Here is a 20874-nt window from a genome sequence, read left to right on the forward strand (position 1 = left end):
GGTGAGTTCCTAGACAGCTCCCACCACACCGGAGGTCTTCGCCATGTTCAAGACCAGCCGAGTGTCAACAACGCTCGTGATCAATACACCTAGCCCGGGAGGGCGGGTGCGGGGCCCGCGGGGGCCGGGGAAGGACCCGGCCCCCGCGGGCGGCGTTCGTACCGGGGGTGCTACGGAGCCTGGAGGGGCGGGACGGTCTCGTCGGGGGAGGGAGGCCCGGGCGGGGTGCCGTCCCCGAACGGGCGCCCGCCCAGGGCCTCACGCCCGTGCGGTTCCAGCCAGCCCGACGGGTCGGGGCCGAGGGGAACGATCCCGGACGGGTTGATGTGGCTGTGGACCACGTAGAAGTGCTTCTTGACGTGGTCGAAGTCGACCGTGTCCCCGAAGCCGGGCGTCTGGAACAGGTCCCGGGCGTACGCCCACAGCACTGGCATCTCCGAGAGCTTCTGCCGGTTGCACTTGAAGTGGCCGTGGTAGACGGCGTCGAAGCGCACGAGCGAGGTGAACAGCCGTATGTCCGCCTCGGTGATCGTCTCGCCGACGAGGTAGCGGGACCCCTCCAGCCGCTCGGAGAACCGGTCGAGGCGGGCGAAGAGACGCTCGTACGCCTCGGTGTACGCCTCCTGGGAGGGGGCGAACCCGACGCGGTACACGCCGTTGTTCACGTCCGTGTAGATCTCTTCGTTGACCGCGTCGATCTCCGCCCGCAGCGCCTCCGGGTACAGCTCCGGAGCCCCGTCGCGGTGGTACGCCGTCCACTCCAGCGACATGTCGACGGTCATCTGCGCGTAGTCGTTGGTGACCACCGCGCCGCTCGCCACGTCCACGATCGCGGGCACGGTGATGCCCCGGTCGTAGTCGGGGTCGCGGGCGAAGTAGGCCTCCTGGAGGCGCTCTATGCCCAGGACCGGGTCACGGCCGTCCGGGTCGAGGTCGAAGGTCCAGCTGCGCTTGTCGTGCGTCGGACCGGCGACGGCCATGGGCAGGGCCTTCTCCAGTCCGAGCAGCCGGCGGACGATCACCGCGCGGTGTGCCCAGGGGCAGGCGCGGCTGACGACGAGACGGTAACGGCCGGGCTCCACCGGGAAACCGTCGCGTCCGTCGGCTGTGATGCGGGTGGTGATGTAGCGGCTGTCGCGGGAGTATCCCTTGCCGGGCTTCACATTGCTCATCCCGGGGCCTTACCCAGGAACCGGCGTGCCGAGCGGCCGCTCCACCGGAGTTCAGGCCTCCCTCGTCCCGTTCTCCGGTCTCCGGTTTCCGGACCGGGACGCCGCGGCGCCGAGGGCGCGGAGGCAGGACAGCCCGGCGCGGCCGCCCGGCCGAGCACCGCCGGCGACGGTGGACCCGGCACGGCCGGTACGGCCCGGACCGGCCGCTACGCGCCGGGAGGCCGGTACCGGATCTGCGCCGCCCCGCGCAGGGCGTCCAGGGTCTCGTCGACGCTCAGCAGCACGGTCGTCTCGAACGAGCTGAGCGCGCCGCCCCCGCTGATGGCCAGTGCGACCGAGGCCATGGACACGTTGTCCGGAGCCTCCCAGAGGTTGTAGCCGTCGTGCGTGCCGAAGGCGTACCAGAAGCCGTGGAGCTTCCCGCCGACGGACTCGATGTACGACCGGGCGGCCTCGGAGCGGTCCTCCGGGTGACCGGTCAGCCTCGCCCAGGTCTCCGGCGTGTAGCTGAACCTCGACAGATAGAGCGGCATCGTGTCCCTCCCTCGTTCCACCCATCGGTGCCCCCGCCCGCCGGCGGAGGAACGCGGCGGCCCCCGGATCCCCCCGAACGGCCGGGGCGACGACCGGCACGGCCCACGGCCCCCGGCGGGGCGACGCGGGGGCGTGAGCGGCTGCCGGGGCGTCCTCCGCCACGGCCGAGGTGTGCTCCGGGGGGAACCGGGCCACCATGGTCGAGGGGCGGAGCCCGGAGGTGACGGACATGGACGAATCGCGCAGGGCCTGGCTCATGATCGGCACCGTCATCGCCGTCGTGTTCCTGAACCTCGTGGCCATCATCCTGATGAACGCCCTCGGACGCTGACCGGGCGCGGTGACGGCCGGCGGGATCCCGGGACCGCTACCGTCCGGGTCCCGAGGCGCGCAGCCTGTCGGCGGCGCGGACCCGGTGGAGGTGGACGAGGATGTCGTACGCCCGCCCGAGGGCGAGGGTGGGCAGGGGGTCGGGGGTGAAGGTCGAGCCGGCGTCGTACACCGGGCGGGCGCGCTCCAGCCAGGCGCGGGCCGGTGCGGGGGCGGTCCGCAGGTCGAGGTAGAAGTCCCGGTACCCGAGCAGGTCCAGGGTGTGTTCGTTCATGCCCGGACGCGCCGCCGGGACGGTGACGGTCTTCCAGTCACCGCTGAGGGAGGCGTCCTTGGTGAGGAAGGAGCCGCCGGCGAAGCTGAAGCCGATCGCGGCGTAGTCGCGTCCCAGGCGCTCGCGCAGCAGGGCGCCCTGTGTCCGGGGGTACATGTCCGGATGGGTGGACAGGTACCCGATGTGCCCGTTGTGGGCCGACAGCAGCATCTTGTGGCCGGTGTGGTGCCGCCACCACAGCACGTTTTCGGCCATGGCCTCGTCACGCAGGCGCTCGGCGGCGGTGACCGAGGCCGGATCGGCGAGGTCGACCGTGGCAAAGGCGAACGTCTGCGCGATGTTGCGGGCGTGCCGTACCGTCCACGCGTAGGCGGGCCCCGCGCCACGCTGCCCTCCGGCGACCAGTTCGTACGCCTCCCGGGCGCGGGCGGCGTTCGCCTCGCGTTCCGCGACCGGCCTTCCCAGATAGGCGAACACGTCGTCGAAGGGGCGCAGCCCGGCGTACAGCGCGGTGAGCCGGGGGAGTGCCTCCGGCCGGCTCTCGCGGACGGACGACAGCACGCGCTCGAACATGTGGTCCCCGAGCCCCGGCGCTCCGAGGTCGTCCCCCATGAAGCGGACGCGGCGGCCGGGGTGCCGCTGGTTGTGCTCGCGCATCCAGCCGATCAGACTGACGAACTCCTCCCGCTCCCACGGGGATCCGGCGAGCGCCTGCGCCGCGACGCTCCTGGCGTCACCGGGAGCGCCCTGGAGGAACTCGTCGATCCTGAGCCCGGCCGACCAGCTCATCTCCAGTGCGAAGGTGGTGAAGCCGCGTTCCTCGACGAGGTGCCGGAAGACGCGTTCCTTCATGGCGAAGAACTCGTGCGACCCGTGAGTGGCCTCACCCAGTCCCACCACCGTGGCCTCCCCGGCCATGGCGCTCAGCGCCCGCAGGTCCGCGCCGGGGCCGCCGGGCTCGGTGGAGCGCAGGGGGCGTGCGGCGCGTTGCAGGGCGCGCACCACGGCGGCTTCCCCGTTCTCCCGGGCGGAGCCGGCGCGTACGGCCGTCGCCGCCGAAGCCGCCGGAGCGGTCAGCGCCGTCGCGGCGAGCGCCGCCGTGAGGGCGAGCAGCTGCCGCCGGCCCGTGGTCCCCGTGTGTCCCTGCATTCCGATCACTCCTCGCGTGCCGCGGCTCCCCGAGCCGATGAAACGATCTTCGTCCGCCGTGCCGGGCGCCGCCCTGGGGTGATCCGCCGACTTGCTCCGGGGGCCACCCCGCGGGGCGGCCGGGGGCTGACCCCCGGGCCCAGGGTCCCGGTCGCCGGGGCCGGACGGGCGGGGAGGGGTGGGGCTGGTCCCACCCCGATGGTGCCGCTACCCGGATGGCCCGGTGGATCTCGAACGCGCAGGGTGGACGTCCTGTCCCACGAGCGAAGGAATCCCTGTGTTCCACCCGAAACCGGTCCGGGGCCGCGTGGCCCGCACCGCCGCCGTCGGCGTCATGGCCCTGGCGGTGTGCGCCACCCTGCTGACCGGCGGTGCCGCCGCCATCGTCAACGGCACCGATTCCACGGAGCCCTACCCGTTCATGGCGGTCATCCCGGAGTCGGCCCCGAAGCACGGCCTGTACGACGGTTCCTGCGGGGCGTCGCTGATCGATCCGCAATGGGTGCTGACGGCGGCCCACTGCGTACGGGGCGACGGCCTCGAGCTGGACGGCACCGTCCGCATCGGTGGCCGGGAGCGGAGGACCGGGGGGACGGTCAGGGCCATAGAGCGGATCGTCGTCCACCCCGGCTACGCGAACGGCGACGGGAAGGCACCCAACAGGGACGACATCGCGCTGGTACGCCTCGACCGCCCGGTCACCGAGAAGCCCGTACCGATCGCGGCGCGGGCCGGGCGCCCCGGCACCCCGACCCGGATCCTCGGGTTCGGGACCACCGCCGACACCGAACTGAAGTTCGCGGAGCGGTTGCAGGAGCTCGAAACGCGCAGGGGCACCGAAGCCGAGTGCGCCCCCGGCTACGGGCACCGGACCCGGCTGTGCACGGTCAGCCGCGTCCCGGGGGCGATGGCCTGCTTCGGGGACTCCGGCGGGCCGCAGCTCCAGCGGGGCCGGCACGGCCGGTGGGAACTCGTCGGAGCCACCTCGGGCCCCGGCGCCCCGGGAGTCGCCTGCTCGGCCGGGCCGGGCCTCTACACCGACGTGCCGGTCTACGCGGACTGGATCCGCAGGACCGTACGCCACCACGCCTGACGTCCCGCGCGACGGCCCCCCACCCCCGGCGAACCGCCGCGGAGGGGTTCCGCGCGGTGGAGTACGCCGCCGCCACGGCCGGTGGTGCGCGGGCCCGGCCACCGGGAATGCTTGAGTGGAGGCAGCCAGCCCCGAACCGGAGGAGATCCCATGAGCAACGAGAGCGGGCCCGACGAGCAGGCCCGGAACATGCGCGACAAGGCCGAGCAGCTCGAACTCGCGGCCCAGCGGTCCACCGATGCCGCCGAACGCCAACGGCTGTCCGAGAAGGCCCTGCACATCCGGGAGAAGCTCGAAGAGCTGCACGGCCCGGAGAGCGCCACCACGGACCCCATGTAGCCCACGGGCACGGACCGGGCGCCCCGCGGCGCCCGGTCCGCCGTCGGACCGCCGCGGGCGCGTCCCACCGGAACTCCGCCCGCACGCCGTCGCGGGTGGGCAGAGTGGGGCCATGGTTCACGTACTCGGCAGCAGGGTCCTGCTGCGCCCCACCGATCCCGAACGCTCCCGTGCCTTCTACGGCGGCACCCTGGGCCTCGCCGTGTACCGCGAGTTCGGTACCGGTCCCGAGCGCGGCACGGTCTACTTCCTCGGCGGCGGCTTCCTCGAGGTGTCGGGCCGCGCCGACGCGCCGCCCGCGCCCGGGCTGCGGCTGTGGCTCCAGGTGGCGGACGTGGAGGCGGCCCACCGGGAGCTCCGCGAGCGGGGCGCCGAGGTGCTGCGGCCGCCGCTGCGGGAGCCGTGGGGGCTGATCGAGATGTGGATCGCGGACCCCGACGGCGTACGCATCGTGGTCGTGGAAGTGCCGGCGGACCATCCCCTGCGGTTCCGCCCCTGAACGCCCCGTACCAGTGCGGCCGTCGACGGCCGCACCGGTACGGGGCGGGCCCGGCGGTGCCGAAACGTTCCTCGGGTGAACCGCGGCCTCCGGACGGGTGAGTGTCCGCGTCTCGAGGCCCGGGCGGGACGGGCGGGAGCGCTACAAACGGCCCGTGAACGTGACGACGCCCCGCTCCCTCACTGCCGTCCTGCTGACCATGGCCGCCTTCGCGGCCCCGGCCGCAGCCGCTCCCGCGGCCCCTTCGCCGCCCGACCCGGTGGTCTTCGTACACGGCTGGAACAGCGACGGTACGGCCTGGAACATCATGGCCGACCGGTTCCGGTCGGACGGCTGGCCCGCCGAACGGCTCCACCAGTGGACCTACCCGTCCTCACAGTCCAACACCACGACCGCCTCCCAGCTCGCCGAGACCATCGACCGCGTCCTGGCGTCGACCGGGGCCGCCAAGGTGGACGTCGTGACCCACTCCATGGGTTCCCTCTCCTCCCGCCACTACCTGAAGAACCTCGGCGGCGACGCGAAGGTGGACGCCTGGGTCTCCCTCGCCGGCCCCAACCACGGAACGGAGACCGCCCGTTGGTGCGGCGGTCCCGCCTGCGTCGAGATGCGTCCGGGCTCCGCCTTCCTCCAGGCGCTCAACTCGGGCGACGAGACGCCCGGCGCCCCGCGCTACGCCACCTGGTGGTCCTCCTGCGACGGGATCATCTCGCCCGTGACCTCCGTCGCCCTCAGCGGCGCGGTGAACACGCAGACCTCCTGCCTGCGGCACCAGGCCATCACCGACGACGCCGGGGTCTACCAGCAGGTCAGGGACCACATCGGCGGCACGGCCGCCCAGGAGCCCCCGTCGCGATGACCGCGGGCCTACGGTGGCCCGCCGCATGACGCCGGTACGCGCGTACGGCCCCGCACACCCGGGTGTGCGGGGCCGTACGGAACGGCCCGTGCGGCGGGTCAGCCCAGCCACGGCCGCCAGACGGCCTCGTTGCGCTCGACCCACTTCCGCGCGGCCTGCCGCGGCGACAGCTTCTCCTCGGCGATCATCAGGGCCACCTCGTTCTGCTCCGCGGTGGTCCAGTGGAACCGCTTCAGGAAGGCGGCCGCCTCGCTCCCCGACCCGGCGAAGCGCGAGTTGAGGTACTTCTGCAGCGGGGTGTGCGGGTAGGCGCAGGCCACCTTCTCCGGGACGTCGGCGCACCCCTCGGTGTACTCGGGGAGCCGCACCTCGGTCATCGGGACCCGCTCGAAGAGCCACTGCGGCTTGTACCAGTACGTCAGGAAGGGCTTGCCCTCCTTGGCGAACTGCTTGATCTGGGTGATCTGGGCGGCCTCCGACCCGGCGAAGACGACCTCGAAGTCGAGGCCCAGGTTCTTCACCAGTGCCTTGTCGTTCGTGACGTAGGACGGGGAGCCGTCCATCAGCTGTCCCTTGCCGCGGCTCTCCGGCGTGCGCAGCTGGTCGGCGTACTTGTCGAGGTTCTTCCAGTCGGTGACGTCCGGGTGGGCCTCGGCGAAGTAGGTCGGGACGAACCAGCCGATGTGACCGGTCACCCCCAGGTCGCCGCCCCGGGTGATCGTCTTCTTGGTTTCGACGTACCGCTTCTCCTGCTCGGGGTGGCCCCAGTCCTCCAGGATCGCGTCGACCCGCCCCTGGCTGAGGGCGTCCCAGGCGGGGACCTCGTCGACCTGCACGGTGTCCACGCGGTAGCCCAGCTCGTGTTCGAGGAGATAGGCGGCCACGGCGGTGTTCGCCTGGGCGCCGACCCAGGACTGGACGGAGAGGGTGACGGTCTTCGCGTCCTGCGCGGCGGCGTACGGAGAGGCCTGCCGGGTCATGTCGGCGGCTCCGCACCCGGTGAGCACGGCGAGCCCCGCCGCGGCGGCCAGCACGGCACGGCCTCGACGGCCGCGGCCGCGCCGGAAGGGTCGTTCACGCATCTCGGGCCTCCTTCGCGGGCTGGGTGACGCGGTCGAGCAGCAGGCCCAGGCACACGATCGCGGCGCCGGCCACCAGACCGGTGGCCAGGTCGCCCTGTGCCAGGCCGAGGACGACGTCGTAACCGAGGGCGCCGCCGCCCACCAGGCCGCCGATGATGACGACGGACAGGACCAGGACCACGGCCTGGTTGACGGCCAGCAGCAGAGCCGGTCGCGCGAGCGGCAGTTGGACCTGCCACAGCCGCTGCGCACGGGTCGCGCCCAGCGAGCGGGCGGATTCGAGCGCCGCCGGGTTCACCTCGCGGAGCCCCTGCGTGGTGATCCGGACGACCGCCGGCAGCGCGTACACGACGGCGGCGGCCGCGGCCGGTGCCCGCCCCACCCCGAACAGGGCGACCACGGGGATGAGGTAGACGAACTGCGGCAGGGTCTGGCAGACGTCGAGCACGGGACGCAGCAGTCGCTGCGCGCGGGCGCTGCCGGCGGCGCCCACCGCGATCGCGAAGCCCACCACGAGGGTGACGGCGACCGCGGCGAGGACCTGGGACAGCGTGTCCAGGGAGGCGTCCCACACGCCGAGCACGCCGACGCAGGCGAGAGCGAGGACGGCGGTCACCGCGGAGCGCCGGGCGCCGACGAGGAGGGCGAGCGCTCCGGCGACGAGCAGGAGCAGCCACCACGGCGCGGCCTGGAGGCCGGCGCGCAGCGGGTCGAGGACCCAGCCCGTGAACCGGGCGGCCCAGTCGGCGCTGCCCCCGACGACGGGCACTCCGGAGTAGAGGTGGGCGGTCATCCAGGCGACCGCCGCGTTCACGGGCTCGGCGACGGACACCGTCCAGGACGCCGGCCACAGCGAGGTGCCCGCGATCCGGCCGGCCACGCCGACGGCCACCGCCGCGAGGACGGTGAGCAGCCATCCGTACCAGCCGTCGAACACCCTGAGCAGGAGCTGCCGCGCGCCGCCCGGGGGCGGTCCGTCGGCGCCGATCCGGGCGCCCGCCGCCTCGGCGGTCCGGTCGAGGACCACGGCGAGCAGCACGATGGGGATCCCGGCGGCCAGCGCCGCGCCGACGTCGACGGACGAGAGCGCCTGGTAGACCCGGTCCCCGAGGCCGCCCGCGCCGATCACGGAGGCGATCACGGCCATCGACAGGCCGGTCATGACGGCCTGGTTGACACCCAGCAGGAGCTGACGGCGCGCGAGCGGGAGCCGGGCCGTCAGCAGCCGCTGGCGCCGGGTGGCGCCGAGCGAGGCGGCGGCCTCCATCACCCCGGCGTCGGCCCCGCGCAGACCGAGCGCGGTGAGCCGCGCCATCGGCGGGGCGGCGTACACCACCGTGGCCAGTACGGCGGCCGGTACGCCGATGCCGAACACCAGCACCATCGGCAGCAGGTACGCGAACGCCGGGAGGATCTGCATGGTGTCGAGCAGGGGACGCAGGGGGCGGTCGGCGCGCGCGGAGAGCCCGGCGGCGAGTCCCAGCAGTCCGCCGACGACGACGGCGGCGGCGACGGCCACCACCATCAGCGCGAGGGTCTGCATGGTCGGCACCCACATGCCGAGCAGCCCGCAGGCGGCGAAGGCGCCGGCGCAGGTCAGGGCGAGCCGCAGGCCCGCCAGGCGCCAGGCCACCAGGGCGGCCAGCGCGGTGACGCCGGTCCAGCCCCCGGCGAGCAGCACGACGTAGACGGCCCGGACGCAGACGGTCACGGCATTGCTGATGTGCCCGAAGAAGTAGAGGAACAGGGGGTGGCTGTCCCGGTGGTCGATGATCCAGTCGCCGGCCCGGCCCAGCGGCCCCGACAGGTCCACGGTCAGCGCGGAGGGCCAGCCTCCGGAGGCCGGGAAGACGACGGCGAGCGGGACCAGCACGGCGGCGGCCAGGGCCAGCGGCAGCAGCAGGGCGCGGCCCAGGGGCCGTCCTCGCACGGACAGCCGGCGGCGCGGGCGGTCCGGCGCCCGGTGGCCGTCCGCGGCGCGCCCCGGCGCGGCGGGACGGCCGGCGGTGGCGCGTTCCGGGACCCCGGAGCGGCCGGGCGACTGCGGGGCGCCCGGCCGGGACGGTTCGCGCGCGGGGGCGGTGGCCGCGGTCATGCGCGCCACCCCCCGGTGCCGGGGGCGGGGACGCCGGGTCGGGCGGTGCCGGTCATGCCGCCGCCTTCCGTCCGGTGCCGGCCGGGATCCCGGCCACCACCGCGAGCAGCGCCGCCTCGTCGACCACACCCAGGCACCGGCCGTGGTCGACGACCCGGACCGGACCGCCGCTGCGGACGACGGCCTCGATGGCGTCGGCCACCGTGGTGGCGGGGGCCAGCGCGGGACCCTGCTCGTCCGCGTCACCGACCGCGGGGCGCATGGCGCTGCGTACCGTGAGCACCTGTTCCCGGGGGACGTCGCGGACGAAGTCCCGTACGTAGTCGTCGGCGGGCGAGCCGACGATCTCCTCGGGCGTGCCGAGCTGCACGATGCGGCCGTCCCGCATCAGCGCGATGCGGTCACCCAGGCGCAGGGCCTCGGCCAGGTCGTGGGTGATGAAGACCATGGTGCGGCCCTCCTCGTGGTGGAGCCGGGCGACCTCGTCCTGCATCTCGCGCCGGATGAGCGGATCGAGCGCGCTGAACGGCTCGTCGAACAGGAGCACTTCGGGGTCGGCGGCGAGGGCCCGGGCGAGCCCGACGCGCTGCTGCTGGCCGCCCGACAACTGTCCGGGGCGGCGTTCCTCGAGTCCGGCGAGGCCGACCTTCTCGACCACCTCGGCGGCCTTCCCGCGGCGTTCGGCACGGCCGACGCCCTGGATCTCCAGGCCGTAGGCGACGTTGTCCAGGACACTACGGTGCGGCAGCAGACCGAAGTGCTGGAAGACCATGGCGGCCCGGTGGCGGCGCAGTTCGCGCAGCCGGCCGGCGTCCATGGCGAGGACGTCCTCACCGTCGAGGGCGATGTCCCCGGCCGTGGGCTCGATCAGCCGGGTGAGGCACCGCACGAGGGTGGACTTGCCCGAACCGGACAGGCCCATCACCACGAAGACCTCGCCCTTGCGGACGTCGAAGGAGACGTCGCGGACGGCCGCCGTGCAGCCGGTGCGCTCGCGCAGTTCCGCCGCCGGCAGCCCGGCGTCCCCGGAACCGGGGACCTTCGCGGCCGCGCCCTTGGGGCCGAAGACCTTCCAGAGGCCCTCGACCGAGAAGACGGGGGCGTCGCCGGGGGCGCCGGCGCGAGCGTCGGGGCTGGTGTCCAACGGGCTCACCGGGTACCGCCTTCCACGGTCAGCAGCTCGGCGGCCTTCTCGCCCACCATCAGCACTGCGATCATCGGGTTCACCGCGGTCATCGTCGGGAAGACGGACGCGTCCGCGATCCGGATGCCGTCGAGGCCGCGCACCCTGAGGTCGGGCCCCACGACGGCGGCGGGGTCCTCGGGGTCGCCCATCCTGCACGTTCCCGCCGGGTGGTAGACGGTGTGGGCGACGGAGCGGGCGTAGGCGCTCAGCGCCTCGTCGTCGGTGATCCCCGGGCCGGGGCAGACCTCCCGCTTCAGCCAGCCGGCCAGCGGCTCGGTCGCCGCTATCTCCCGGGCGAGCTTGATGCCGTCCACGAGCGTGCGGCCGTCGTAGTCGTCCTCGTCCGTGAAGTAACGGAAGTCCAGGGCGGGTTTGACCTCGGGGTCCGCGCTGGTCAGGTAGAGGCGGCCGCGGCTGCGGGGCTTGGGGATGTTGGGGGTCATCGACACCCCGTGCGCGGGCCGTTCGTAGCCGATGCGCTCCGGGTTGTCGGTGAAGGGCACCTGGTAGAAGTGGAACATCAGGTCGGGGCCCTCGGAGCGGGGGTCGCGCCGCACGAACAGTCCGGCGTCGCTGTCCATCGCCGAGTTCTCCGGGATCGGGCCGTCGGTCTCCCACACGATCACCGACTCGGGGTGGTCGAGCAGGTTCTCGCCCACCCCGGGCAGGTCGTGCACCGAGGAGATGCCGAGGGCCTCCAGGTCGGCGCGGGGGCCTATGCCGGAGTGCAGCAGCAGGCGCGGGGTGTCGACGGCGCCCGCGCACACCACCACCTCCCGGCGCGCGGTGATCAGCGACCGCGTGCCGTCCTGCGAGCGGACGTGCACCCCGCGCACCCGCGGACCGTCGAGTTCGAGGCGGTACGCCCACGTCTCCAGGAGGATGCGGAGGTTGGGGCGGTCGTCCATCACGGGGTGGAGGTAGGCCACCGAGGCGGAGGAGCGCTTGTTGTCCTCCGGGTGGTAGGCGAGGTCGAAGAAACCGGCACCCTCGTGGAACGGCTTGCGGTTGAACCCCTCGACGAGCGGGACGCCGAGGGCCGCTCTCGCGGAGTCGACGAAGTCGCGGGCGATGGCGTTGCGGTCCTTCTCGGCCACCGGGACGATGTTGTTGAGGAGCTTGTCGAAGTACGGCTCCATGGCGGCGGCGTGCCAGCCCTCGGCCCCCTCCCGCGCCCACTCGTCCCAGTCCGACGGCAGCGGCTTGAAGGCGATGAGCGTGTTGTGCGAGGAGCAGCCGCCGAGGACGCGGGCGCGGCTGTGCCGGATGTGGGAGTTGCCGCGCGGCTGCTCGGTGGTGGGGTAGTCGTAGTCGAGCTCGCCGCCCAGCAGGCCCATCCAGCGGCGCAGGGTGAGCACGTCGGGCCGGTCGACGTCGCTGGGACCGCCCTCGATGACGGCGACGGTGGTGCCGGGGTCCTCGGTCAGGCGGGACGCGATGACGGATCCGGCGGTGCCGCCGCCGACGACGACGTAGTCGTACTCGTACGCGTACGCGTGGTCCCGGCCGGGCGCGGCGGCCGCGGCACCGGGGCGGGTGTTCCTGTCGGTGGTGATGGGTCTCCTCCTCCTTCAGCCCGCGAACCAGCGCACGGGGCGCGGAGCGAGGTTCTGGTACACGTGCTTGGTCTCGCGGTACTCGGCCAGGCCCGCCGGGCCCAGCTCGCGGCCCGTGCCGGACTTCCCGAAGCCGCCCCACTCCGCCTGCGGCAGGTAGGGGTGGAAGTCGTTGATCCAGACGGTGCCGTGCCGCATCCGGCCCGCGACCCGGCGGGCCCGGCCCTGATCGGCGGTCCACACCGCGCCGGCGAGCCCGTACTCGGTGTCGTTGGCGAGTGCGACGGCCTCGTCCTCCGTGCGGAAGGTCTCGACCGTGAGCACCGGCCCGAACACCTCCTCCCGCACCACCCGCATCCCGCGGTGGCAGCCGTCCAGGACGGTCGGCCGGTAGAAGTAGCCGGGCCCGTCCGGGCGGGAGCCGCCGGAGCGCACCACGGCGCCCTCGGCGATGGCGGAGTCCACGTACTCCTGGGTCCGCGCGAGCTGCGCCGCGGAGACCAGGGGCCCGCACTCGACGCCCGGGTCGGTGCCGCGGCCGAGGCGGATCAGGTCGGCCCGGCGGGCGAGTTCGGAGACGAAGCGCCGGGCGATGCCGTCCTCGACGATGAGCCGGGAGCCGGCGGAGCAGACCTGGCCGCTGTGCATGAACGCGGCGTTGAGGGCCTGGTCGACGGCGGTGTCGAAGCCCTCCTCGGTGGCGCAGGCGTCGGCGAAGACCACGTTCGGGTTCTTGCCGCCGAGTTCGAGGGCCACCTTCTTCACGGAGTCGGCCGCCGCGCGCATGACCTTCGTACCGCTGGCGAGGCCGCCCGTGAAGGACACGAGGTCGACATCGGGGTGGGCGGAGAGGCGGGCGCCCACGGGGTCTCCGGCGCCGGTCACCAGATTGGCGACACCGGCCGGCAGGCCGGCCTCGGCGAGCAGGCGGATCAGCTCCACCGTGGACAGGGGGGTGATCTCGCTGGGCTTGAGGACGAAGGTGTTGCCCGCGGCGAGGGCCGGGGCGATCTTCCAGCTGGCCTGGAGCAGGGGATAGTTCCACGGGGTGATCAGCGCGCAGACGCCGACCGGTTCGTGGACGACGACGCTGTGGACGTCGGGGGAGCCGGCGTCGACCACGCGCCCGGCGCTCTCGCCGGCGACCAGGTCCGCGAAGTACCGGAAGGCGTCGCTGACGCAGTCCACGTCGACCCGCCCCTCCTCCAGCGTCTTGCCCGCGTCCCGGCTCTCCACCAGCGCGATGCGCTCGCGGTCGCGCTGGAGCAGCTCGGCGGTGCGCCGCAGCAGGGCGGCGCGCTCCGCGACCGGGGTCCCGGGCCACTCCCCGCCGTCGAAGGCTGCCCGGGCGGCGCTGACCGCGGCGTCGGTGTCCGCGGTGCCGCCCTCGGCGGCGAGCGCCAGGACGCTCCCGTCCGCCGGGTCCAGGACCTCGCGGGTGGCTCCCGAGAGGGCGGACCGCCAGGTCCCGGCGATGTGGATGGTTCTCGGCTCCGACACGACGCGCTGTACCTCCGCTTCCGGCACCACGGCTTGCCCGCGGTGCGTGCTGCTTCGGCGCCCTTGCCCTGCCGCCTGACACACATGCCCCATCCGTAACAGGAAGTGACGGGAGTCACGCGGCGTAACGCGCTCGGTGACGTGTCGTGTGACGTGTCGCCTGCCGTGTCGCGCGACACGGGCCGGCGGGTCCGCGCGGGACGACGGCACCGGGACCGGCCGCCGAGCCGCGGGCATGCCCGCCGCAAGGAGGGGTACGACCCCTCACGGACGGACGGGCCGCGCGGGCGGCCGGGCGAGAGGGTGTCGGAAGTGATTCGAAAGCTGCAGGCGATCGCGCTGGACTGTGCCGATCCGGTCCGGCTCGCGGAGTTCTACGCGGGGCTGCTCGGCGGCCGCGTGGTCCCGGACCCGGAGGACCCCGACTGGGTGGAGGTGCACGGCTTCGAGGGGACGCCGCTGGCCTGCCAGCGGGTGGACGGCTACCGGCCGCCCGAATGGCCCGGCCAGCGGCACCCGCAGCAGATCCACCTGGACTTCGACGTCGACGACCTCGACGGGGAGGAGGAGCGGGCGCTGGCCCTCGGCGCGACCGTGCTGGAGCGGACGGACCAGCTCCGCGCGGAGGCCAACTGGCGGGTCTACGCGGACCCGGCGGGCCATCCGTTCTGCCTCTGTCTCCACTGACCGCCGGCGGCAGCGGCCGCCGCGGCGCGTTCTGACCCGTCGGCGCGCGAGGGCGGCGCCCCTTCCGCAGGGGCGCCCCCGTCGCGCGGGCCGCCGCCGTGCCCGACGGTCCGGCCGCGCCGGGTCTCAGCGCGGCCCGCTCGCTCAGGCCGGTCCGGGCCGGCTCCGCTTCGCCTGCGCCTGCCGGGCGGCCGCCTCCAGCCTGTGCCGGTACTCCTCGTACCAGGCTCCGTCGCCGCCCGCCATGTTGCCGTTGGCCTCCCGCATGCCGACGCTGCCGTCGATCAGCTCGCGGACGATGTCGGCGTGGCCGGCGTGCCGGTGCGTCTCGGCCGTCACGTGCAGCATGATCCGCTGCAGCGTCACCTCGCCCGCCTCCCCCCACCACGCGACGCGGCCCGTCGCGTCGAGCGGCAGTTCCCCGATCGTCGCGTCCGCGTGCGCCCAGGCGCGGTGGTAGAGGCCGAGGACGTCCTCGCGCGACTCGTCGGCCGTCGCCCACATGTCGGCGTTGGGCTCGGCGTCCTCCTCGTGCCAGGGGAAGTGCTCTCCGTGCGGGCGGCCGAAGGTCGGACCGAAGTAACCGAGCTCGACGCCGGCGAGGTGCTTGACGAGACCGAGGAGATTGGTGCCGGTCGGGGTCAGGGGACGGCGGACGTCGTACTCGGAGAGTCCGTCCAGCTTCCAGACGACGGCTTCGCGGGCCGACCTGAGGTAGCGGTGCAGGTCGTCCTTGGGGTCATTGGGCTTCATGGGACCGAGTCTCGCACCGGCCGCCGGCCGGGGCGCCGGCCTTTTCCGCCGTCAGCAGGGGGTCCCCAGTGACGTTTCTGTGGTGAACGCGATGGGCTATTGGAGTGAGTAAAGCCTTGGTATGCGTAGAACCGCGAGATGGTCAGGAAATGATCAGTTTTGGGTAAAGCGGCGCCGCTTCGGAGGCGCCCCCCCGCCCATTGCCCACCACCTCGAGGAGCTGACGATGAGTTACGGGAACAAGCTGCGCGCCAGGATCGCCGAACCGGGCACCACCCCCCTGATCGGCGTCTACGACATGTACTCCGCCTCGGTCACCGCCGACCACTACGACGGGATGTTCGTCTCGGGCTTCGGCTTCGCCGCCTCCCACTACGGCCTGCCCGACATCGGGTTCATCGCCTGGCCCGACATGATGGCCTTCGTCCAGCGGCTGCGCGGCGCCTTTCCCCAGCACCACCTGCTCGTCGACATCGACGACGGCTACACCGACGTGGAGGTCGCCTGCCACGTGGTGGAAGGGCTGGAACGCATCGGAGCCTCCGGCGTGATCCTGGAGGACCAGAAGCGTCCTCGCCGGTGCGGTCACGCGGACGGCAAGCAGGTCCTGCCGCTCACCGAGTACCTGGAGAAACTGCGGGCGGTCCTCGAGACCCGGAAGGACATGGTCGTCGTCGCCCGCACGGACGCCACCGAGGAGAGCGACATCCTCCACCGCGCCGAGGCCCTGGCCGCCACGGACGCCGATGTCGTCCTGGTCGACGGGGTACGCAGCGTCGAGTGGATCCGCAGGATCCGCGAGGTGGTCGGCTCCAAGCCGCTGCTGTTCAACCAGATCGCCGGCGGCAAGTCCCCGCGGCTCTCCCTCGGCGAGCTGACCGAGCTCGGCGTCGACGTGGCCATCTACAGCACCCCCTGCCTCTTCGCCGCGCACCAGGCGATGGACGCCGCGCTGACGCAACTGCGGCTCGCCGACGGGCGCCTGCCCGCCGCGGGGGAATCCGCCGCGATCGGCGTCCCCGAATCCACGCGGCTCCTCGCCAAGAACATCAGCCGGCACCAGCCGGTACCGGCCGCGCGTGAGAGCGCCCTCGCGTGAACGGGGCGCGCGTACGGGCCGCCGCCTACCTGGCCGTGACCATGGCCTGGGGGAGCGCCGCACCCGCGGCCGCCGGCGGGAGCCTGATCACCGTCATCGACAACTCCCACGCCGACTCCGTCGTCGAGGTCGACCGGGCCGCCAACGTCCAGGCCGGGAGCGGCAGTGCCGGAAGCGACCAGGAGGGCAGCGCCGTCGACCTCATCGGCGCCCTCCTCCCGCGGGCGCGCTCCGGCGGGCACGACGCCTGAGGGCGGTCCGCGGCGGGCCTCGCGGCAAGGGCCCGCCGCGGACGCGTCCGGCGCGGCGCCACCAGGTCCGGCGAACCCGTCGGTCAGGGGGAGGCGGCGCGCATCACGGCGCGGTAGCGGGAAGGGGTGGTCCCGTAGTGCGCGGTGAAGGCCTTGCGCAGGGCCTCCGGCGTCCCCAGGCCGCAGCGCGCGGCCACGGAGGCGACGGGCAGGGTCGTCGACGCGAGGAGCTGCGCGGCGGTCTCGACCCGGACCATGCGGACGTAGCGGCCCGGGGACCGGCCCAGGTGCCGGGAGAACAGCCGCGCGAGGTGCCGCGCCGTCACGCCCGCGCGCGCGGCGAGGGCCTCCGTACCCAGATCGCCGGCCGGATGGGCGGCGATGTGCTCGGCCAGCGCCCGGACCGTGTCGTCCCGCGGTGCCGGCGCCGCGGTGAAGAGGCTCATCTGCGCCTGGTTCCCCGGCCGTTGCAAGTAGACGACCAGATGGCGGGCCACCTGCCGGGCCAGCTCGGCGCCGTGGTCCTCCTCGACGAAGGCCAGGGTCAGGTCCAGCGCGCTGGTGATGCCCGCCGCCGTGTACACGTTCCCGTCCCGGATCCACAGCGGTGCCGGGTCGACCGAGACCTCCGGGTGCCGGGCGGCCAGGTGGGGCGCGAACCGCCAGTGCGTGGTGGCCCGCCTGCCCGCCAGGATTCCGGCGGCCGCCAGGATGCCCGCGCCGGTGCACACCGACGCGACCCGGCGGCACTCCCGGGCCAGCCTCCTGACGTGGCCCACGAGCCGGGGATCGGCGGCGGCGTCCTCGACCCCCCTGCCGCCGGAGACCACCAGCGTGTCGAGGGGCCCCCGCGTGCGTTCCAGCGCCGCGTCGCTGCTGAGCGCGAGACCGGTACCGCACCGGACGGGGCCACCGCCCGGGGCGACCACCCGTACCGCGTAGGGCGTCCCCGGAGCACCGAGTTCGTTGGCCATCGCCAGGCCCGTCGTCACACACGCGATGTCGAGCAGCTCGGCAGCCTCGTACGCGACCACGACGACCGCACGCTCCCCCATGGGCGCGACCCTATGCCAGACGGACGCGCACCCCAACAGAACGGACCCCGACAGCTTCCGCGCGCCCCCTCGTCCGAGGCGGCCGGGAAAGTGGGTCCCATGACGCTCCGTTCTCTCGCACACCGATGGCCCACCCTGCTGGCGCTCGTCCTCGTGGTGGTCACCTTCGTCGACGGTCTTCCGCCGACCGGCTTCCTGGCAGCCCTCCTGGTGGTCATGCCCCTGTGCTACCTGGCGTTCGGCGCGGCCCGCCACGAGCTCCGCGCACGCCGGACCCTGGGCACCCAGCTGGCCGGCCTGGCGGGCTTCGGCACCCTGGCCCTCGTGGTCCTGGCCGTTCCCGGCCGGTACGCGCCGTGGGTCCTGGCCGCCGGCTGGGCCGCGCACGCGGCCTGGGACCTCGCCCACCACCGCTCGGGTGCGGTGGTACCGCGCGCCTGGTCGGAGTGGTGCGGTGTCGTCGACGCGGCGGGTGCGACGGCGATCGTGGTACTGGCCCTGGCGGCCCCGTGACGCCGGGCCGGCCGCACTCGCCACCGGCGGTCGCACCGGCAGACCTACACTGAGCTGCGAGGACGCCGGGGGGGGGAATCATGGTGGTGGCTGTCGGTGAGGACACGAGCGGTTCGACGGACGGCGAACCGGCCCTGATGGCCGCCGTGCGGTCCGGGGACACCGCCCTCGTCGAGCGCCTTCTCCGGGAGGACGGTCAACCCGGCGCCTCCGACGCCGCGTTCGGTGCGGCGGTCCGGATGCGTGCCGGGGCCGTCGCCCTCCTGCTGCTCCGGTACGGTGCCGATCCCGGCCGGTGCGCTCCGGACGCGCCGCTGCCGCTGAGCGAGGCCGTCGACGGGGGCTCACCGGCGCTCGTCGAGGCGCTCCTGCACCCCCGGCTCCTCGGCCGGTACGGCCGCTCCGAACTCCTGGAGACGCGCGAGCGCGCGCGCCACTGGTACGAGACGGGCGCCGCGAGCGAGCTGCGGCGCCGTACGGGTTCCCGGGACGCCGTCGTCCGTACCCGGGTCCGGGACGACGAGTACCACCACGTCGACGAGCTCACCCTCGGCGGGATGACCGTACGGGACGGACACGGGGCGATCCTCACGGACCTGGAGGAACTGCTCGGCGTCCGCACGCCGTTCGAGGAACTGATGCGGCGCGCGCTGGCCCACGGCCGGGACCACAGCGCATGGGGCAGGGCCACCGTCCTGCTGGCCCAGCGGCGCGACCGGGAGACCTGGACCGCGGCCCAGGCCCTGCGCACGCGTCCGGACCCGGCCCACCGGCTGTTCGCCGCCGAGGTGCTCCGGCTGACCCGTCTCTTCGACGAGAGCGACGAGGACGCGTTCGCGGGGCCCGCCCTGGACGTCCTCATCGACTGGTCGGACCGGGAGACGGACCCGGCCGTGCTCACCGAGGTGCTCGACGCGCTCGGGGACCACGGCGATCCGCGGGCCGACGCGGCCCTCCTCGCCCACGCCGGCCATCACGATGCCGCTGTACGGCGCCAGGTGGCGGGCGGGTTCACCACAGGGAACGAGCCGCCCGGCCTCTCCGGCGAAGTCCGAGCCGCACTGCTGGTGCTGATGACGGACCCGGACGCGCGGGTACGCCAGGGCGCCTGCCTCACGGCCGGCCGGGACAGCGGCCGCGATCCCGTTCTCGCCGATGCCATGGCCGCTCTGCTGGACGACGCGGACCGCCGGGTCCAGATCGCCGCCGTGTACGGCCTGGCCCGGCACGAGGACGAACGGTGCGTGGCGGCGGCCCGCCGCCTGGGCCCGCCGCGGCCCGGCCCCGCGGCCCTCGACGAGGAGCACTCCCTCGACGAGGCCCGGCGCTACGCGTCGCGCCGCGACGGCCGATGACGTTCCCGGGGTGCGCCGCCCGGGGGCGTCACGGCCGGCGCCGGCGGACACCGCGCGGGCCGGGTCCGGGGATCAGGACGGCCCGGCGGCCCGGTCGGACTCGCCGCGCAGGACGCAGAACTCGTTGCCCTCGGGGTCCGCGAGCACGGCCCACCCCGAGCCGTCGGGGTTCCGGCGGTCGTCGACCAGGGTGGCACCGAGACCCAGCAGCCGTTCGACCTCCTCCTCCCGGGAGGTCTCCGGACGCAGGCACAGGTGGAGCCGGTTCTTGACCCTCTTCGGCTCGGGCACCTGGTTGAAGTACAGCACCGGCCCCGCCGGCAGCATCACCTGCGTCTCCTTGTCTCCCGGCCTGTTCTCGGGATGCAGCGGGTGGCCGGTCACCCCGCTCCAGAACCGGGCCAGCCCATGGGCATCCGCACAGTCGATCGCCACGTTCTGCACTACCGAAACCATGACGACGATCATGCCCGAGCGGCCTCCCGCCGGCCACCGCCGCGCCCCGCGCCGTCCGGACCGGCAGCGTGGCGGCGTCCGGCTTCACCGCACCTCACCGTCGCTCTCAGGACCGGGCCGAACAGCGCGGACTCCCCCTCGACGTGACCTGCGGTGGGCGGCCGTTAGGGGACCGTTAGCGGGGGCCGTGACGATGGGGGCCGACGCGGGCGCCGGCCACATCGGCGGCCCCCGCGGCGGCGTCGCCGGCAGGAGACGGCGCGGAGGGACACACCGCCGCGAGTCCCCTGGCGACGCCCTGGAACGCAGCCCCTCAGAGAAAGAGCGCGATGAAGGCAACCATCGGCACCACCGCAGTAGCCGCGCTGCTGGTCGCAGGTACCACCGCTGTGATCACCGTCGCCACGGCCTCCGCTTCCGAGGAGACCACCACCGCCCTCTCGGTGGCGGCGGCTTCGGACCCTTCGTCGGGGTTCCCCGGACAGGGTGGGGCGTCCCGTCCCGCCCTCGTTCCGCAGCCCGGCGGTACGACGTCGCCGCCCGTGGCACCGGGCGGCACGAGCGCACCGCCGTCGTCAACCGGCAGGGCGACGACCCGGCCCCCGGCGCCGGGCAGGACGACGACACCGCCGCCGGAGCCCGGCAGGACGACCATGTCACCGGCACCGGGCAAGCCAACGGCGCCGAGCTACAAGGGAACGGCGACCTTCTACTCCGCCGGCATGGGGGCCTGCGGCCGGGTCACCATGGACACCGATTTCGCCGTGGCGCTGGATCCCACCATGTTCGGAGGCGGATACCCGGCGCCGACCTGCGGCCGCAAGGTGGTGGTCACCCACAAGGGGAAGTCCATCACCGTCACGGTCGTCGACGAGGCCCCGGGCGCGGGAAGGTACGGCCTCGATCTGACGCCCGCCGCGTTCAAGGCGCTCGCCCCCCTCGACCGGGGGAAGATCGACGTCACCTGGCGCTTCGCGAAGTAGCCCGTGCGCCCCGCCGTACGGCTCGCGCCTGATCGGCGAACAGGCGGGCCCCCG

At 74.0% G+C, this 20874-nt stretch carries 22 protein-coding genes; 10 read left to right on the top strand and 12 right to left on the bottom strand.

Annotated features, from left to right (window positions below; genetic code table 11):
• Nucleotides 1–170: 170 nt before the first annotated feature.
• From ACZ514_RS27255 to ACZ514_RS27265, 3 genes are all read right to left on the bottom strand, one after another.
• Nucleotides 171–1172: a glutathione S-transferase family protein gene (locus tag ACZ514_RS27255; protein WP_468164766.1), complete on the bottom strand. Its 1002-nt coding sequence runs from the start codon at nucleotides 1170–1172 to the stop codon at nucleotides 171–173.
• A gap of 206 nt (nucleotides 1173–1378) precedes the next feature.
• A complete protein-coding gene (locus ACZ514_RS27260; protein ID WP_468164764.1) occupies nucleotides 1379–1705 on the bottom strand; it encodes a GYD domain-containing protein in 327 nt (108 codons plus the stop codon).
• A 368-nt stretch (nucleotides 1706–2073) separates the two neighbouring features.
• Nucleotides 2074–3459, bottom strand: a complete 1386-nt coding sequence (locus tag ACZ514_RS27265; protein ID WP_469125887.1) for an erythromycin esterase family protein — start codon at nucleotides 3457–3459, stop codon at nucleotides 2074–2076.
• 277 nt (nucleotides 3460–3736) lie between these two features.
• Between ACZ514_RS27265 and ACZ514_RS27270 the strand changes: the two genes are divergently transcribed.
• The 4 genes from ACZ514_RS27270 (at nucleotide 3737) to ACZ514_RS27285 (ending at nucleotide 6249) form a co-directional block, all read left to right on the top strand.
• A complete protein-coding gene (locus tag ACZ514_RS27270) occupies nucleotides 3737–4552 on the top strand; it encodes a S1 family peptidase (protein ID WP_469125888.1) in 816 nt (271 codons plus the stop codon).
• Between the two features lie 150 nt (nucleotides 4553–4702).
• Nucleotides 4703–4891 (top strand): DUF6381 family protein, encoded by a 189-nt coding sequence (locus tag ACZ514_RS27275; RefSeq protein ID WP_468164758.1) that lies wholly within the window; start codon nucleotides 4703–4705, stop codon nucleotides 4889–4891.
• A 112-nt stretch (nucleotides 4892–5003) separates the two neighbouring features.
• A complete protein-coding gene (locus ACZ514_RS27280; RefSeq protein WP_468164756.1) occupies nucleotides 5004–5390 on the top strand; it encodes a VOC family protein in 387 nt (128 codons plus the stop codon).
• A 199-nt stretch (nucleotides 5391–5589) separates the two neighbouring features.
• The gene (locus tag ACZ514_RS27285) at nucleotides 5590–6249 is read left to right on the top strand and encodes an esterase/lipase family protein (RefSeq protein ID WP_468165357.1); all 660 of its coding nucleotides are present in this window, start codon (nucleotides 5590–5592) and stop codon (nucleotides 6247–6249) included.
• 98 nt (nucleotides 6250–6347) lie between these two features.
• Here ACZ514_RS27285 and ACZ514_RS27290 read toward each other — a convergent pair whose 3' ends face one another.
• The 5 genes from ACZ514_RS27290 to ACZ514_RS27310 are packed head-to-tail and all read right to left on the bottom strand — an operon-like array spanning nucleotide 6348 to nucleotide 13668.
• Nucleotides 6348–7331 carry an ABC transporter substrate-binding protein gene (locus ACZ514_RS27290; RefSeq protein ID WP_468164754.1) on the bottom strand — a complete coding sequence of 328 codons (984 nt, stop codon included), beginning with the start codon at nucleotides 7329–7331 and terminating at the stop codon, nucleotides 6348–6350.
• The gene (locus ACZ514_RS27295) at nucleotides 7324–9426 is read right to left on the bottom strand and encodes an ABC transporter permease subunit (RefSeq protein WP_469125889.1); all 2103 of its coding nucleotides are present in this window, start codon (nucleotides 9424–9426) and stop codon (nucleotides 7324–7326) included. Before ACZ514_RS27295 ends, ACZ514_RS27290 begins: the two co-directional genes overlap by 8 nt.
• Nucleotides 9427–9478: 52 nt before the next feature.
• Entirely contained in the window at nucleotides 9479–10579 is a 1101-nt protein-coding gene (locus tag ACZ514_RS27300) for a quaternary amine ABC transporter ATP-binding protein (protein ID WP_468164750.1), read from the bottom strand.
• Entirely contained in the window at nucleotides 10576–12168 is a 1593-nt protein-coding gene (locus ACZ514_RS27305; RefSeq protein ID WP_469125961.1) for a GMC family oxidoreductase, read from the bottom strand. Before ACZ514_RS27305 ends, ACZ514_RS27300 begins: the two co-directional genes overlap by 4 nt.
• A 15-nt stretch (nucleotides 12169–12183) precedes the next feature.
• Complete coding sequence (locus ACZ514_RS27310) at nucleotides 12184–13668, bottom strand: aldehyde dehydrogenase family protein (protein WP_468700865.1); 1485 nt, start codon at nucleotides 13666–13668, stop codon at nucleotides 12184–12186.
• A gap of 312 nt (nucleotides 13669–13980) precedes the next feature.
• On the opposite strand from ACZ514_RS27310, the gene ACZ514_RS27315 reads away from it, so the two are divergent.
• Entirely contained in the window at nucleotides 13981–14355 is a 375-nt protein-coding gene (locus ACZ514_RS27315) for a VOC family protein (protein ID WP_468164746.1), read from the top strand.
• Between the two features lie 144 nt (nucleotides 14356–14499).
• Here ACZ514_RS27315 and ACZ514_RS27320 read toward each other — a convergent pair whose 3' ends face one another.
• Nucleotides 14500–15108 carry a DinB family protein gene (locus ACZ514_RS27320; RefSeq protein WP_469125890.1) on the bottom strand — a complete coding sequence of 203 codons (609 nt, stop codon included), beginning with the start codon at nucleotides 15106–15108 and terminating at the stop codon, nucleotides 14500–14502.
• Nucleotides 15109–15334: 226 nt separating this feature from the next.
• Here ACZ514_RS27320 and ACZ514_RS27325 point away from each other — a divergent pair, with 226 nt between their 5' ends.
• Nucleotides 15335–16207, top strand: a complete 873-nt coding sequence (locus tag ACZ514_RS27325; protein ID WP_469125891.1) for an isocitrate lyase/PEP mutase family protein — start codon at nucleotides 15335–15337, stop codon at nucleotides 16205–16207.
• Nucleotides 16204–16458 (top strand): hypothetical protein, encoded by a 255-nt coding sequence (locus tag ACZ514_RS27330; protein ID WP_469125892.1) that lies wholly within the window; start codon nucleotides 16204–16206, stop codon nucleotides 16456–16458. The genes ACZ514_RS27325 and ACZ514_RS27330 overlap by 4 nt, the downstream gene beginning before the upstream one ends.
• An 83-nt stretch (nucleotides 16459–16541) precedes the next feature.
• On the opposite strand, the gene ACZ514_RS27335 is transcribed toward ACZ514_RS27330, so the two are convergent.
• Nucleotides 16542–17513 carry a GlxA family transcriptional regulator gene (locus tag ACZ514_RS27335; RefSeq protein ID WP_469125893.1) on the bottom strand — a complete coding sequence of 324 codons (972 nt, stop codon included), beginning with the start codon at nucleotides 17511–17513 and terminating at the stop codon, nucleotides 16542–16544.
• Nucleotides 17514–17612: 99 nt separating this feature from the next.
• Between ACZ514_RS27335 and ACZ514_RS27340 the strand changes: the two genes are divergently transcribed.
• A complete protein-coding gene (locus ACZ514_RS27340; protein WP_468700857.1) occupies nucleotides 17613–18026 on the top strand; it encodes a hypothetical protein in 414 nt (137 codons plus the stop codon).
• Nucleotides 18027–18112: 86 nt separating this feature from the next.
• A complete protein-coding gene (locus ACZ514_RS27345) occupies nucleotides 18113–19381 on the top strand; it encodes a HEAT repeat domain-containing protein (protein WP_469125894.1) in 1269 nt (422 codons plus the stop codon).
• A 72-nt stretch (nucleotides 19382–19453) separates the two neighbouring features.
• On the opposite strand, the gene ACZ514_RS27350 is transcribed toward ACZ514_RS27345, so the two are convergent.
• Together ACZ514_RS27350 and ACZ514_RS27355 are read right to left on the bottom strand one after the other, a co-directional pair.
• Nucleotides 19454–19837, bottom strand: a complete 384-nt coding sequence (locus ACZ514_RS27350) for a VOC family protein (RefSeq protein ID WP_468164731.1) — start codon at nucleotides 19835–19837, stop codon at nucleotides 19454–19456.
• A 313-nt stretch (nucleotides 19838–20150) separates the two neighbouring features.
• On the bottom strand, nucleotides 20151–20492 hold the full coding sequence (locus tag ACZ514_RS27355; protein ID WP_468164729.1) for a hypothetical protein: 342 nt from the start codon (nucleotides 20490–20492) through the stop codon (nucleotides 20151–20153).
• Here ACZ514_RS27355 and ACZ514_RS27360 point away from each other — a divergent pair.
• Nucleotides 20491–20820, top strand: a complete 330-nt coding sequence (locus tag ACZ514_RS27360) for an RlpA-like double-psi beta-barrel domain-containing protein (RefSeq protein WP_469125895.1) — start codon at nucleotides 20491–20493, stop codon at nucleotides 20818–20820. The genes ACZ514_RS27355 and ACZ514_RS27360 overlap by 2 nt on opposite strands.
• Nucleotides 20821–20874: the final 54 nt, after the last annotated feature.

This window comes from Streptomyces sp. NPDC034086, assembly GCF_055575515.1.

Excerpts from the sequence above, each read along its gene's own strand:
- ACZ514_RS27255 (WP_468164766.1), bottom strand. The coding sequence starts at position 1,172 with ATGAGCAATGTGAAGCCCGGCAAGGGATACTCCCGCGACAGCCGCTAC.
- ACZ514_RS27260 (WP_468164764.1), bottom strand. The coding sequence starts at position 1,705 with ATGCCGCTCTATCTGTCGAGGTTCAGCTACACGCCGGAGACCTGGGCG.
- ACZ514_RS27265 (WP_469125887.1), bottom strand. The coding sequence starts at position 3,459 with ATGCAGGGACACACGGGGACCACGGGCCGGCGGCAGCTGCTCGCCCTC.
- ACZ514_RS27275 (WP_468164758.1), top strand. The coding sequence starts at position 4,703 with ATGAGCAACGAGAGCGGGCCCGACGAGCAGGCCCGGAACATGCGCGAC.
- ACZ514_RS27280 (WP_468164756.1), top strand. The coding sequence starts at position 5,004 with ATGGTTCACGTACTCGGCAGCAGGGTCCTGCTGCGCCCCACCGATCCC.
- ACZ514_RS27285 (WP_468165357.1), top strand. The coding sequence starts at position 5,590 with ATGGCCGCCTTCGCGGCCCCGGCCGCAGCCGCTCCCGCGGCCCCTTCG.
- ACZ514_RS27290 (WP_468164754.1), bottom strand. The coding sequence starts at position 7,331 with ATGCGTGAACGACCCTTCCGGCGCGGCCGCGGCCGTCGAGGCCGTGCC.
- ACZ514_RS27295 (WP_469125889.1), bottom strand. The coding sequence starts at position 9,426 with ATGACCGCGGCCACCGCCCCCGCGCGCGAACCGTCCCGGCCGGGCGCC.
- ACZ514_RS27320 (WP_469125890.1), bottom strand. The coding sequence starts at position 15,108 with ATGAAGCCCAATGACCCCAAGGACGACCTGCACCGCTACCTCAGGTCG.
- ACZ514_RS27325 (WP_469125891.1), top strand. The coding sequence starts at position 15,335 with ATGAGTTACGGGAACAAGCTGCGCGCCAGGATCGCCGAACCGGGCACC.
- ACZ514_RS27335 (WP_469125893.1), bottom strand. The coding sequence starts at position 17,513 with ATGGGGGAGCGTGCGGTCGTCGTGGTCGCGTACGAGGCTGCCGAGCTG.
- ACZ514_RS27340 (WP_468700857.1), top strand. The coding sequence starts at position 17,613 with ATGACGCTCCGTTCTCTCGCACACCGATGGCCCACCCTGCTGGCGCTC.
- ACZ514_RS27350 (WP_468164731.1), bottom strand. The coding sequence starts at position 19,837 with ATGGTTTCGGTAGTGCAGAACGTGGCGATCGACTGTGCGGATGCCCAT.
- ACZ514_RS27360 (WP_469125895.1), top strand. The coding sequence starts at position 20,491 with ATGTCACCGGCACCGGGCAAGCCAACGGCGCCGAGCTACAAGGGAACG.
- ACZ514_RS27355 (WP_468164729.1), bottom strand. The coding sequence starts at position 20,492 with ATGGTCGTCCTGCCGGGCTCCGGCGGCGGTGTCGTCGTCCTGCCCGGC.